We start from the raw sequence: 11568 nt of genomic DNA, 5'->3' as shown, positions 1-11568 counted from the left end.
GGTTCGCCCCGGGTGAACAACCTACTGAGAGATCACAGCTAGCGTGGGGCCATGCGCACCGTCTACCGCGCCGAGTCGATCATCGACGCGCACCTGGTCAAGGGCGCGCTCGAACAGGCCGGCATCCCCGCCTACGTGGCCGGCGAGTACCTCACCGGCGGCATCGGCCAGTTGCCGGCGCGCGACCTGATCGCGGTGATGGTGCCGGACAGCCTGGTCGCCGCGGCCGAGCCGCGGGTGCGCGAACTGCAGCAGGCGCTGGCCGAGGCGCGCGACACCGCCGGCTCCCCGGCGTCGGGGCTGCCGCCGGACGGCGATCCTCAACCCGCTTGATCTTCCGGCTTGCCCGCCCTTTTGCTCGGATGTAGCATTACCGGCCACATATGCTCGATGTGAGCATAAGGAGGCCGCGATGCTCCCCCCGATCACCGAACCGCTGCCCGAGCTGCAGCGCCGCCACGCCCACCTCTACGCGCGCGTCGCCCGCGTGATGCCGGAGCTCGAGTGGCAGGCGCATCTGCCGTGGATCGACGCCATCCTGCGCCTGAAGAAGCAGCGCAACGCGGTGATCCTGGCGCACAACTACCAGACCCCCGAGATCTTCCACGCCGTGGCCGACATCACCGGCGACTCGCTGGCGCTGGCGCAGCAGGCCACGCGCACCGACGCCGAAGTGATCGTGCTCTGCGGCGTGCACTTCATGGCGGAGACGGCCAAGGTGCTGAACCCGGCCAAGACCGTGCTGATCCCCGATCCCGGCGCCGGCTGCTCGCTGGCCGCCTCGATCACCGCCGCCGACGTGCGCCTGCTGAAGCAGCGCTATCCCGGCGTGCCGGTGGTGGCCTACGTCAACACCTCGGCCGAGGTGAAGGCCGAGGTCGACGTCTGCTGCACTTCGGCCAACGCCGTGCACGTGGTCGAGTCGCTGGGCGCCGAGCGCGTGATCTTCCTGCCCGACCAGTACCTCGGCCGCTACGTGGCCGCGCAGACCAAGGTCAAGATCATCCTGTGGAACGGCGCCTGCGAGGTGCACGAGCGCTTCACCGCCGCGCAGTTGCGCGGCATCCGCGCCGAGCAGGGCGAGGTGCACATCCTCGCGCATCCCGAGTGCATGCCCGAAGTGCTGGCCGAGGCCGACTTCGTCGGCTCCACCGCGGCGATGGTCACGCACCTGCGCAAGACGCAGCCGAAGCGCGTGGTGATGATCACCGAGTGCTCGATGGCCGACAACGTGTCCGCCGAATTTCCGCAGATGGAGTTCACGCGGCCGTGCAACCTCTGCCCACACATGAAGAAGAACACGCTGCCGAAGATCCACGACGCGCTGCTGCACATGCGCCACCGCGTCGAGATCGATCCGGCGGTGATCGAGCGCGCGCGCCGCTCGCTGGAGCGCATGCTGGCGATCGGCCGCCGCGAGGCGGCTTGAGAACCGCAAAAGAGCCGCGGCGCGATCCGGCGAGTCGGCGCGCCGCGGCCCGTTTCCCCTCTCCGCCGGCGGTTTTCGTCCCATGGCCGAAGCATTCGACATCCTGGTGATCGGTTCCGGCGTCGCCGGCCTGAGCGTCGCGCTGGCGGCGGCGCCGCGGCGCGTCGCGGTGCTGAGCCGCGGCGCCTTCGGCGAGGACGGCTCCAGCGCCTGGGCGCAGGGCGGCATCGCCGCGGCGCTGGGCGAGGGCGACAGCCCGGCGTTGCACGCTGCCGACACCTTGGCGGCAGGGCAGCGGCGCAACGACCCCGAGGCGGTGGCGCGGCTGACCGAGGCCGCGCCCGCGACCGTGCGCTGGCTGGACGCGCTCGGCGCGCGCTTCGACCGCGGCGCGCATGGCTACGCGCTGGGCCGCGAGGCCGCGCACGCGCACGCGCGCATCGTGCATGCGCGGGGCGACGCCACCGGCGCCGAGGTGATGCGCGCGCTGCGCGCCGCCGCACGCGCCGCCGCGCACGTCACCGTGCTGGAACGGCGCTGCGCGTTCGAACTGGCGCGCGCCGCCGACGGCCGCGTGGCGGGCGTGCGCGCGCACGGCCCCGCCGGCGTCGAGCTGTGGCGCGCGGGCGCGGTGGTGCTGGCCAGCGGCGGCATCGGCGCGGTGTACCGCTACACCACCAATCCGGCGTATGCGGACGGCAGCGGGCTGGCGCTGGCGCTGGCGGCCGGCGCCGAGGCCGCCGATCTGGAGTTCGTGCAGTTCCATCCGACCGCGCTGGCGCCGCGCGCGGGCGAGCGCGGCCAGTTGCCGCTGCTGACCGAGGCGCTGCGCGGCGCCGGCGCGGTGCTGCTGGACGCGCGCGGCCGCCGCTTCATGCCGGCGCTGCATCCCGACGCCGAGCTGGCGCCGCGCGACGTGGTCGCGCGCGCGGTGTGGGCGGAAGGCGCGCGCGGCGGCGCGTTCCTCGATGCGACGCGCGCGGTCGGCGGCGCCTTCCCCGAGCGCTTCCCCACCGTGTTCGCCGCCTGCATGGCGCGCGGCCTCGATCCGCGCCGCGACGCGATCCCGGTGGTGCCGGCCGAGCACTACCACATGGGCGGCGTGCGCGTGGACGCGCAGGCGCGCACTTCCCTGCCCGGCCTGTACGCGGTGGGCGAGGTGGCGGCGAGCGGCGTGCACGGCGCCAACCGCCTGGCCAGCAATTCGCTGCTGGAAGGCCTCGCCTTCGGCCGCGCGCTGGGCGAGCGGCTGGCGCAGTCCGCGCCCGAGATCGCGCCCGCCGTGCTGCCGGGCACGCGCGACTGGCGGCCGCTGGACGCGGCCGCCGACGCCGAACTGGCCGACCTGATGTGGCGGCACGCCGCGCTGGTGCGCGAGGCGCGCGGCCTGCAGGCGGCGCTGGCCGAGCTCGCCGCGCTGCGCGCGCGGCTGCCGGCGGCAGCGCACGGCGGCGATCGCCTGCTGCTGGCGCAGCGCATGCTGCAGGCGATGCTGGCGCGGCGCGAGAGCGTCGGCGCGCATTACCGCAGCGACGCCCCGCGCGCCGCCTGCGCCTGACCGGTCCGCGCCGTTCCGCTCTGCTACGCTTGCGCGGATGCCGGGCCCGCCGCGGCGGGCCCCGCGTTCGTCCGCGTCTCGCATCGTCCCTGCCGGCCGTCGCCGGCGGTCCCAGGAGGTGGAAGATGGCATTGCCGGTGCTGGTGATCGGCGACAAGCGCAAGTCGTCGTGGTCGCTGCGTCCGTGGCTGGCGTTGAAATACTTCGACGTCGCCTTCGACGAAGTGCTGCTGCCGCTGGACACCCCGCAGTTCCGCGAGCAGATCGGGCGCTGGTCGCCGACCGGCAAGGTGCCGGTGCTGCACCACGATGGCATGGTGGTGTGGGATTCGATCGCGATCCTCGAATACGCCGACGAAACCTTCTTCGGCCGCCGCGGTTGGCCGTCCAACGCCGCGGCCCGCGCGCACGCGCGCGCGGTCTCGGCGGAGATGCACGCCGGTTTCGCCGCATTGCGCCGCGAACTGTCGTTCGACCTGACCCGGCGCGGCCCCGCGCTGGTGCCGGGCGAGGAAGCGGCGGCCGACATCGCCCGCGTGCAGCGCCTGTGGCGCGAGGCGCGCACCCGTTACGGCCGCGGCGGCGAGTTCCTGTTCGGCGGGTTCTCGATCGCCGACGCGATGTACGCGCCGGTGGCGCTGCGTTTCCTGAGCTACGGCATCACGCTCGATCCCACCTCGGCCGCCTACGTGCGCACCATCGACGCGATGCCGGCGGTGCGCGCCTGGCGCGCGGCGGCCGAGGCCGAATGAGCGCCGCCGGCGCGACGGTTGCCGGCGCGCGGCCGCGCGCGGCGGTGTGGGCGATGCTGGCCGGCGCCGCGCTGATCAGCACCACCAGCATCTTCGTGAAATGGGCGCACGTGCCGCCGACGGTGTCGGCGCTGTACCGCATGCTGTTCGGCGGCCTGATGCTGGCCGCGCTGCTGGCGGCGCGGCGGCGCTGGCGGGCGTTCGGGCTGCGCGAGCTGGCCTGGCTCGCGGTGCCGTCGCTGGCGTTCGCGGTCGACCTGATGCTCTGGCACCGCAGCATCTTCTACGTCGGTCCCGGCCTGGCGACGCTGCTCGGCAATTTCCAGGTGTTCGTGATGGCGCTGGCCGGCGTGCTGTTCTACCGCGAGCGGCTCGGCCTGCGCTTCGTCGCCGGCGTGGCGCTGGCGATGCTCGGCCTGTGGCTGCTGGTCGGCGTCGACTGGGGCGTGTTCGCACCGCAGTACCGCACCGGCGTGTGGTTCGGCATCCTCACCGGCGTCGCCTACGCGGTCTACATGCTGGTGTTCCGCCGCGCGCAGCACGCCGGCCTGCGCGCCGATTCCGCGCAACTGCTGGCGCTGAACTCGCTGCTGTGCGCCGGCGTGCTGGCGCTGGCGGTGCTCGTCGAAGGGGACGGCTACGCGATCCCCGACGCGCAGTCGTGGGCCTCGCTGCTGGCGCTGGCGCTGTTCGGCCAGGTGCTGGGCTGGATGCTGATCGTGCGCGCGATGCCGCGGCTGCCCGCTTCGCTGGTCGGCCTGCTGCTGTTGCTGCAGCCGGCGCTGTCGTTCGTGCTGGACGTGCTGCTGTTCGCGCGCCCGACCGGCTGGCTGGACTGGTGCGGCCTGGCGCTGTCGCTCGCCGGCATCTTCATCGGCAGCGCGCGCGGCGCGCCGTCCGCCGCGCGCGGCAAGGCCGGCGCGGAGAGCGCATGAACCGTGTGCCCGTTTCGTCCGCGACGCGCGGTTCCCGGTCAGGTGGGACCGCCGGCGTCGGGCACGAATTCCAGCGCGGCCGAATTGAGGCAGTAGCGCAGGCCGGTCGGCGGCGGGCCGTCCGGAAACACGTGGCCGAGGTGGCCGTCGCAGCGGCGGCAGCGGATCTCGGTGCGCACCATGCCGTGGCTGCGGTCGACGATCTCGCGGATGTGCGCGGGATCGAACGGCGCGTGGAAGCTGGGCCAGCCGGTGCCCGACTCGAACTTGGTGCCCGAGGTGAACAGCGGCAGGCCGCACAGCCGGCAGGCGTAGTGGCCCGGCGCCTTCTGGTGCAGCAGCGTGCCGCAGAACGGGCGTTCGGTGCCGTGGTCGAGCAGGACGCGGCGCTCTTCCGCCGTCAGCCGCGCGGCCAGGCGTTCGCGTTCGGCGTCGGAGAGCGGACCGAGGTCGTAGCCGGAAGCGGATCGCATGGGGTCGGGGATGTTCATCGAGGTGCTCCGCGGCGGATGCAGACGGTACTGAGCATGCTCCCTCTTCCCCACAGGGAGAGGGATGGGGTGAGGAGGACGCGCGGGCGAGCCGCCCCGCGGTCGGCTCGCCCTCACCCTCGTCCTTTCCCCGCTGGGGAGAGGGGAGCATCGAAGGGTGAAGTCGCATCCGTTGGCTTCACGCGCTCGCCGAAATACGTGCGCAGCTTCTCCACCTTGGGCGCCGACACCAGCGCGATGTACGGCTGCTCGGGATGCAGCGCCGCGTAGTTCTGGTGGTAGGCCTCGGCCGGGTAGAACGCCTCCAGCGGCTCCAGCGTGGTGGCGATCGGCGCGGTGAACACGCCGGCGGCGTCGAGCTGGCGGATATAGGCCGCGGCGACGGCGCGCTCGTCGGCGTCGGCGTAGAAGATCGCCGAGCGGTACTGCGTGCCGACGTCGTTGCCCTGGCGGTTGCGCTGGGTGGGGTCGTGGGCGACGGCGAAGAACACCTTCAGCAGCTGGCCGTAGCTCAGCCGGCGCGGGTCGTAGCGCACACGCACCACCTCGGCGTGGCCGGTGTCGCCGCCGCACACCGTGCGGTAGTCGGCGTCGGCGGCGCGTCCGCCGGCGTAGCCGGAGGTCGCGTCGAGCACGCCGTCCAGTTCGCGGAACACCGCCTCGACGCACCAGAAGCAGCCGCCGGCCAGCACGGCGCTGCGTTCGGCGGCGCCGCGCGCGTCGAGGTCGCGGACGGGATCGGGGAACTGGTCGGGCGCGATGCGCAGGCTGGCACCGCGGATATCGCAGGTAGCGGCCATGGACGGCTCCAATGCGCGAAACGGTTCGTGGATGCGGCGGACGCGCGGAGTGCGCTCCCACGGGACCGTGGTTCGCAGCCTCCGCTTACATGGAGGCGGCGGGCGCGGCTGACAACGGCCGCGGCTCGATCTCGAAGCGCTCCACCCACACCAGCTCGCAGGCGCCGTCGCCGGTGTCGTCGCGGCTCAGCGAGCTGCGCCAGCGCCAGCCGTTGGGGCGGTCGGCCTCGACCAGGTAGCCGCTGAAATGCACCACCTCGCCGGCGCGGGCGCGTTCGATCGCGCGCTCGACGCTGCGGTCGGCGGGAATCAGGTGCATGTTGGCGCTGTGCGTCTCGATCTCGCGGCGCGGGATCGGGAAGGCGTCGACGTGCCACCCGTAGAAGCGTTGGCCCTGGGTGATCTCGATGTCCTTCAGCACCGCGCTGTCGGACATGCGGCCCCAGCCGAGCGCGAGGTCGACCGGCGCCAGCGCGGCGCCGTCGTCGAAACGGTAGTCCTCGCGATGCAGCACGCGCGCGGTGACCTCGAAGCGCGCCAGCGGCTTGAGCGTGGCATCGGCCTTGTGCAGCGGCGGCACGGGTTCGTCGAGCGCCGTCTGCAGCGGAGCGTCCGGCGCCAGCACGCCGGGCGGCGGCGCGTGCGCCTGGCCGCTCCACGACCACCACGCGCCGGCCAGCGCCAGCGCGACGAGCAGCCAGGCCCAGCGCGGCAGCGCGTTCAAGCGAGGTCGGCCAGCAGCGCGCGACGCGTCGCTTCCGGCAGCGCCGTGCGCGCCGCGTAGCCGGGGTGGTCGACGGCCAGCGTCAGCGCGGCGCCGGCGCGCAGCGCCGCGACCATCGCGTCGCCGAGCTCGAAGCGCAGGAAGTGCACGGCGGAGGTCTTCTCCTCGTTGCTGCGCTCGAGGTCCTCGTCGGCGACCGCGATGACCGGCGCGTGGCCGGCGACGGTCAGGCTGACGTGGTGCTCGATGCCGCGCAGGCGCGCCAGTTCGCGCTTGCGTTGCGCGGGATCCTCGAACTCGACCAGCATGGTCGCCTTGAGGTTGCGGCCGTCGGGGATCAGCGGGTTGTAGGCGTCGAGCTCGTCCTGGATGCCTGCCGGCTCGAAAATGCGCTCGATGCGCAGCATCTCCTGCACCTGGTACTGCACGGTCAGGCGGTCCTCGAACACCAGCGTCAGGTGCTCGCCGAGGTGCACGGTGCGCGTCTTCTTGTGCGCCAGCACCTTGGCGCGGAACTGCGCGCGCTCGCGCGCGTAGGCTTCCAGCGTGTACAGGTCGGCGGGGGTCAGCTTGGATGGGGCGGCATGCATGGTCAGAGTCCGTAGGCCTTGCGCAGCAAGGTCAGCGGGTGCTCGGCGGCGGGCTTGTCGCCGAGGCCGTGCGCGATATGGCTGCCGGCCATCGGGCAGTCGCTGGTGAAGTGCTCGGCCTCGGCCTGGCGCACGCGGTTCTCGACCGGCCTGGCGATCTTGCGCGCGATGGCGTAGGTCGCCTTCTTCACGCCGTAGGTGCCGTCGTGGCCGGAGCAGCGTTCGATGGTCTGCACCTCGGTGTCGGGCACCAGCTGGAGGACGTCGCGTGTCTTCGGGCCGATGTTCTGCACGCGCTGGTGGCAGGGCACCTGATAGACGACCTTGCCGAGCGGCTGCTTGAAGTCGGTCTTCAGCAGGCCCTGCTGGTGGCGCTGCATCAGGTACTCGAACGGGTCGAAGAAATGGCGCTTGACCAGTTGCACGTCCTCGTCGTCGGGGAACATCAGCGGCAGTTCCTGCTTGAACATCAGCACGCAGGAGGGAATCGCCGCGGTGAGATCCCAGCCGTCGCGCACGGCCCGGGCCAGCACCGGGACGTTCTGCGCCTTGTACTTCGCCACCGTCTCGAGATCGCCCAGCTCCAGCTTGGGCATGCCGCAGCAGACCTCGCGCTCGACCAGCTTCAGCGGGATGCCGTTGTGACGCATCACCGCGGCCAGATCTTCCAGCACGGCCGGGTGCGAGTGGTTGCAGTAGCAGGTGGCGAACAGCGCCAGCCTGCCGCGCGTGCGGCCGGCCGCACGCGCCTCGCCGGCGCCGTCGAGATCGCGCAGACGCTTGCGCCCGGTCTTGCTGTGGTAGGTCGGCACGCGCGCCTGCGCGTCGACGCCCAGGGTCTTCTCCAGCAGCTTGCGCGCGGCGCCGTTGCGGTTCAGCGCGTTGACCGTCTCCGTCACCACCGGGATGGAGGCGAGCTTGCCGACCGCGGAGGTGTTCGACAGCAGCCTGGCGGCCAGGCCGGTGCCGCCGTTGCGGTGCTTCACCGCCTTGGCGCGCAGCATCAGGTGCGGGAAGTCGACGTTCCACGGATGCGGCGGCACGTACGGGCACTTGGTCTGGTAGCACAGGTCGCACAGGTAGCAGTGGTCGACGACCTTGGCGTAGTCGGACTTGGCGACGCCGTCCACCTCCATCGTCGGCGAGTTGTCGACGAGGTCGAACAGGGTGGGGAAGGCGTTGCACAGGCTGACGCAACGGCGGCAGCCGTGGCAGATGTCGAAGACGCGCTCCAGTTCCTTGTCGAGCGCCGCCTGGTCGTAGAACTGCGGATGGGTCCAGTCCAGCGGATGGCGCGTCGGTGCTTCGAGGTTGCCTTCGCGGGCGGCGCTGCGTTCCTCGGCCATGCGGTCTCTCCCGGCGGTCGGGCGCGGCTGCCGGCGGAAGTGGCTGCAACGCTGGACGGTGTGCGCCGTCGTCGCGATCGCAGCCGCTTCTCCGGACGTTGCGCCTGTTGGCGTATCCATGCGCCTCCCGCCGAGTCGCGGCGGGAGGCGACGGCGCTTACTTCAACTCGTCGAGCGCCTTCTGGAAGCGGTTGGCGTGCGAGCGCTCGGCCTTGGCCAGCGTCTCGAACCAGTCGGCGATCTCGTCGAAGCCCTCGCTGCGCGCGGTCTTGGCCATGCCCGGGTACATGTCGGTGTATTCGTGGGTCTCGCCGGCGATCGCGCTCTTCAGATTCTTGCCGGTGTCGCCGAACGGCAGGCCGGTGGCCGGATCGCCGCACTCCTCGAGATATTCGAGGTGGCCGTGCGCGTGGCCGGTTTCGCCTTCGGCGGTGGAGCGGAACACGGCGGCGACGTCGTTGTAGCCTTCCACGTCGGCCTTCTGCGCGAAGTACAGATAGCGACGGTTCGCCTGCGACTCGCCCGCGAACGCGTACTTCAGGTTCTCCTCGGTCTTGGAGCCTTTCAGCTTGCTCATGGCGTCAACCTCGTGGCGGTGGCTGGAGGGAAACACGGCCCGGCCCCTCCGGTCCGGGATGCTCCGAGGGTAGCGCGCGGCGGCGGCCGGCTGAAATCGATTGTTGCGATCAAGGCGATAGCCGCACGCTATCGCTGCGATGGCGGCGGCGTCGCTCAGCGCGAGGCCTGGCCGGAGGCTTCCGGCTGACGATGGACCGCGGTGACGCGCAGCCTGAGCGTGCGTCCGCCGGGCGCGGGCCAGTCGATGCTCTGGCCGACGCGCAGGCCGAGCAGGGCGCTGCCCACCGGCGCCAGCACGGAGACGCGGCCCTGCGCGGCGTCGGCGTCGCGCGGGTAGACCAGGGTCAGGCGATGCCGCTGGCCGCTGCCGTCGTCGACGCACTCGGCGGTGGTGTTCATGCCGACCACGTCGGCCGGCAGCGACGCCGGCTCGACCACCTGCGCGCGCTCCAGTTCGGCGCGCAGCGCGTCGGCGCCGGGCGCGTCGCGGTACGGCGGCGTGTCGAGCATCTGCTCGAGACGGTCGGCGTCGAGGCTGGACAGCACGATGGCGGGGGCGTGGGCGGACATGGCGATCGCTTCCTGGCCGGGTTCCAAAAGCAAAACGCCACCGGGAGCGGAGTGCGCCCGGCGGCGGCGGCGGATGGCCCCACCGTAGCCCAGCGGGCCGCGTTTCTCAACCCGGCGCGTGCCGCGCGGCGGAGGCCGGAGGCCGCGGCTGCAGCAGCTCCTTCGGCAGCGCCTTGAACACCGCGGCGAGACGTTTGAGGAAATCGGCCATCGCCGAACTCTTGCGCCAGACCATGGCGATGCGCCGGCTGGGCGGATGGCCGCGGAATTGCACCAGTTGCACATTGTCGGTCGGCGCGATCGGCGGCTTCACCGCCAGCGTCGGCAGCAGGGTGATGCCGACGTTCGCCGCGACCATCTGCCGCAGCGTCTCCAGGCTGGTGGCGCGGAAGCCGGTCTTCTCGCTGGCGCCCGCCAGATGACAGACCTCCAGCGCCTGGTCGCGCAGGCAGTGGCCGTCCTCCAGCAGCAGCAGGCTCTGGTCGGCGAGATCGGCGAGCTTCAGGCCGTGGCGGTGCGCCAGCGGGTGCGATTCCGGCACCGCCAGCAGGAACGGTTCCTCGAACAGGAATTCGGCGTGCAGGCTGTCCTCGTGGATCGGCAGCGCCAGCACGCCGGCGTCGAGCTTGCCCTCGCGCAGCAGGCGCAGCACGGTCTCGGTCTTCTCCTCGACCAGCAGCAGCTCCAGCTTGGGAAAGCGCGCGCGCACCTCCGGCACCACGTGCGGCAGCAGGTACGGGCCGAGGGTGGGGAAGATGCCGAGGCGCACCGTGCCGGACTCGGGGTCGCGCGTGCGCCGCGCGATCGCGCGGATCTGCTCGACCTCGTTCAGCACCTCGCGCGCGCGTTCGGCGATCTCGCGGCCGACCTCGGTCAGCAGCACCTTGCGCGGCGTGCGCTCGACCAGCGCCACGCCCAGCTCCTCCTCCAGCTTCTTGATCTGCATCGAAAGCGTCGGTTGGCTGACGAAGCAGGCCTCGGCGGCTCGTCCGAAGTGGCGGTGCTCGGCCAGCGCGACCAGGTAGCGCAGATCCCGCAGGTTCATGGCTCGCTATAGGTTGGAACTATTGACTCAATGATGATAATCGATTTGAACGATGGTTGCGGCGTCCGTATCTTGTATCCGGACGCGCCACTTCGGCGCCGTGTGCCACCATCGAGGAGTTACAACGATATGCTGACCGTCGGCGACAAGTTCCCCGCCTTCAAGCTCAAGGCCACCGTGTCCATCGAGAACCTGGACAAGGCCTTCGCCGAGATCTCGAACGACAGCTACAAGGGCAAGTGGCTGTGCGTGTTCTTCTACCCGAAGGACTTCACCTTCGTCTGCCCGACCGAGATCAAGGGCTTCGCCGACCTGAACGCGCAGTTCGCCGACCGTGACTGCCAGGTGCTGGCGGGCAGCACCGACTCCGAGTTCGTGCACCTGGCCTGGCGCAAGGACCACAAGGACCTGCGCGATCTGCCGTTCCCGATGCTGGCCGACATCAACAAGGACCTGTCGCGCGAACTCGGCATCCTCGACGCCGAGGGCGTGGCCAAGCGCGCCACCTTCCTGGTCGACCCGCAGGGCGTGATCCGCTTCGCCTACGTCACCGACGGCTCGGTCGGCCGCAACCCGCAGGAAGTGCTGCGCGTGCTGGATGCGCTGCAGACCGACGAGCTGTGCCCCTGCAACTGGCAGCAGGGCGAGGCGACGCTGAAGGTGGCGTAAGCCGCATGCCGCCGCGGCGGTCTGCTGTGCAGGCCGCCGCGACGGCGAAGGTGCCAGCGCCGTCTCCGTCATGCACCGGT

General features: G+C 71.7%; 14 protein-coding genes. 6 read left to right on the top strand and 8 right to left on the bottom strand.

Features of this window, described 5'->3' with window-relative positions:
* The first annotated feature begins 51 nt into the window (after nucleotides 1–51).
* The 5 genes from MBSD_RS06850 to MBSD_RS06830 all read left to right on the top strand — a co-directional run bounded on the left by MBSD_RS06850 (nucleotide 52) and on the right by MBSD_RS06830 (nucleotide 4674).
* Nucleotides 52–333: a putative signal transducing protein gene (locus tag MBSD_RS06850; RefSeq protein ID WP_062536309.1), complete on the top strand. Its 282-nt coding sequence runs from the start codon at nucleotides 52–54 to the stop codon at nucleotides 331–333.
* Between the two features lie 79 nt (nucleotides 334–412).
* Complete coding sequence (nadA, locus tag MBSD_RS06845) at nucleotides 413–1429, top strand: quinolinate synthase NadA (RefSeq protein ID WP_062536308.1); 1017 nt, start codon at nucleotides 413–415, stop codon at nucleotides 1427–1429.
* Between the two features lie 82 nt (nucleotides 1430–1511).
* Nucleotides 1512–2987: an L-aspartate oxidase gene (locus tag MBSD_RS06840; RefSeq protein ID WP_062536305.1), complete on the top strand. Its 1476-nt coding sequence runs from the start codon at nucleotides 1512–1514 to the stop codon at nucleotides 2985–2987.
* A gap of 125 nt (nucleotides 2988–3112) precedes the next feature.
* Nucleotides 3113–3739 (top strand): glutathione S-transferase family protein, encoded by a 627-nt coding sequence (locus MBSD_RS06835; protein ID WP_062536303.1) that lies wholly within the window; start codon nucleotides 3113–3115, stop codon nucleotides 3737–3739.
* Nucleotides 3736–4674, top strand: coding sequence for a DMT family transporter (locus MBSD_RS06830; RefSeq protein WP_062536301.1), 939 nt, complete (start codon nucleotides 3736–3738; stop codon nucleotides 4672–4674). The genes MBSD_RS06835 and MBSD_RS06830 overlap by 4 nt, the downstream gene beginning before the upstream one ends.
* Nucleotides 4675–4712: 38 nt before the next feature.
* On the opposite strand, the gene msrB is transcribed toward MBSD_RS06830, so the two are convergent.
* From msrB to oxyR, 8 genes are all read right to left on the bottom strand, one after another.
* Nucleotides 4713–5165, bottom strand: coding sequence for a peptide-methionine (R)-S-oxide reductase MsrB (gene msrB, locus MBSD_RS06825; protein WP_062536299.1), 453 nt, complete (start codon nucleotides 5163–5165; stop codon nucleotides 4713–4715).
* A 113-nt stretch (nucleotides 5166–5278) separates the two neighbouring features.
* Complete coding sequence (gene msrA / locus MBSD_RS06820; protein WP_062536296.1) at nucleotides 5279–5965, bottom strand: peptide-methionine (S)-S-oxide reductase MsrA; 687 nt, start codon at nucleotides 5963–5965, stop codon at nucleotides 5279–5281.
* Between the two features lie 85 nt (nucleotides 5966–6050).
* Nucleotides 6051–6689, bottom strand: a complete 639-nt coding sequence (locus MBSD_RS06815) for a hypothetical protein (RefSeq protein WP_114693215.1) — start codon at nucleotides 6687–6689, stop codon at nucleotides 6051–6053.
* Nucleotides 6686–7279, bottom strand: a complete 594-nt coding sequence (locus MBSD_RS06810; protein WP_062536295.1) for a DUF3501 family protein — start codon at nucleotides 7277–7279, stop codon at nucleotides 6686–6688. The genes MBSD_RS06815 and MBSD_RS06810 overlap by 4 nt, the downstream gene beginning before the upstream one ends.
* 2 nt (nucleotides 7280–7281) lie before the next feature.
* Nucleotides 7282–8625, bottom strand: coding sequence for a heterodisulfide reductase-related iron-sulfur binding cluster (locus MBSD_RS06805; RefSeq protein ID WP_062536293.1), 1344 nt, complete (start codon nucleotides 8623–8625; stop codon nucleotides 7282–7284).
* A gap of 157 nt (nucleotides 8626–8782) precedes the next feature.
* Nucleotides 8783–9202, bottom strand: coding sequence for a rubrerythrin family protein (locus tag MBSD_RS06800; protein ID WP_062536291.1), 420 nt, complete (start codon nucleotides 9200–9202; stop codon nucleotides 8783–8785).
* Between the two features lie 155 nt (nucleotides 9203–9357).
* Nucleotides 9358–9774, bottom strand: coding sequence for a nucleoside diphosphate kinase regulator (gene rnk, locus MBSD_RS06795; protein WP_062536312.1), 417 nt, complete (start codon nucleotides 9772–9774; stop codon nucleotides 9358–9360).
* 106 nt (nucleotides 9775–9880) lie between these two features.
* A complete protein-coding gene (oxyR, locus tag MBSD_RS06790) occupies nucleotides 9881–10819 on the bottom strand; it encodes a DNA-binding transcriptional regulator OxyR (protein WP_062536289.1) in 939 nt (312 codons plus the stop codon).
* A 129-nt stretch (nucleotides 10820–10948) separates the two neighbouring features.
* Between oxyR and MBSD_RS06785 the strand changes: the two genes are divergently transcribed.
* Entirely contained in the window at nucleotides 10949–11488 is a 540-nt protein-coding gene (locus MBSD_RS06785) for a peroxiredoxin (RefSeq protein WP_062536287.1), read from the top strand.
* The last annotated feature ends 80 nt before the right edge of the window (nucleotides 11489–11568 follow it).

The organism is Mizugakiibacter sediminis, assembly GCF_000953855.2.
GTDB lineage: Bacteria > Pseudomonadota > Gammaproteobacteria > Xanthomonadales > Rhodanobacteraceae > Mizugakiibacter > Mizugakiibacter sediminis.
The sequence above is the reverse complement of the archived record's forward strand: the minus strand, read 5'-3'. Positions and strand labels throughout refer to the sequence as shown.

What these genes read in the sequence shown, in the direction of transcription:
- MBSD_RS06850 (WP_062536309.1), top strand. Translation starts at nt 52, where the DNA reads ATGCGCACCGTCTACCGCGCCGAGTCGATCATCGACGCGCACCTGGTC.
- nadA (WP_062536308.1), top strand. Translation starts at nt 413, where the DNA reads ATGCTCCCCCCGATCACCGAACCGCTGCCCGAGCTGCAGCGCCGCCAC.
- MBSD_RS06840 (WP_062536305.1), top strand. Translation starts at nt 1,512, where the DNA reads ATGGCCGAAGCATTCGACATCCTGGTGATCGGTTCCGGCGTCGCCGGC.
- MBSD_RS06835 (WP_062536303.1), top strand. Translation starts at nt 3,113, where the DNA reads ATGGCATTGCCGGTGCTGGTGATCGGCGACAAGCGCAAGTCGTCGTGG.
- MBSD_RS06830 (WP_062536301.1), top strand. Translation starts at nt 3,736, where the DNA reads ATGAGCGCCGCCGGCGCGACGGTTGCCGGCGCGCGGCCGCGCGCGGCG.
- msrB (WP_062536299.1), bottom strand. Translation starts at nt 5,165, where the DNA reads ATGAACATCCCCGACCCCATGCGATCCGCTTCCGGCTACGACCTCGGT.
- msrA (WP_062536296.1), bottom strand. Translation starts at nt 5,965, where the DNA reads ATGGCCGCTACCTGCGATATCCGCGGTGCCAGCCTGCGCATCGCGCCC.
- MBSD_RS06810 (WP_062536295.1), bottom strand. Translation starts at nt 7,279, where the DNA reads ATGCATGCCGCCCCATCCAAGCTGACCCCCGCCGACCTGTACACGCTG.
- MBSD_RS06805 (WP_062536293.1), bottom strand. Translation starts at nt 8,625, where the DNA reads ATGGCCGAGGAACGCAGCGCCGCCCGCGAAGGCAACCTCGAAGCACCG.
- MBSD_RS06800 (WP_062536291.1), bottom strand. Translation starts at nt 9,202, where the DNA reads ATGAGCAAGCTGAAAGGCTCCAAGACCGAGGAGAACCTGAAGTACGCG.
- rnk (WP_062536312.1), bottom strand. Translation starts at nt 9,774, where the DNA reads ATGTCCGCCCACGCCCCCGCCATCGTGCTGTCCAGCCTCGACGCCGAC.
- oxyR (WP_062536289.1), bottom strand. Translation starts at nt 10,819, where the DNA reads ATGAACCTGCGGGATCTGCGCTACCTGGTCGCGCTGGCCGAGCACCGC.
- MBSD_RS06785 (WP_062536287.1), top strand. Translation starts at nt 10,949, where the DNA reads ATGCTGACCGTCGGCGACAAGTTCCCCGCCTTCAAGCTCAAGGCCACC.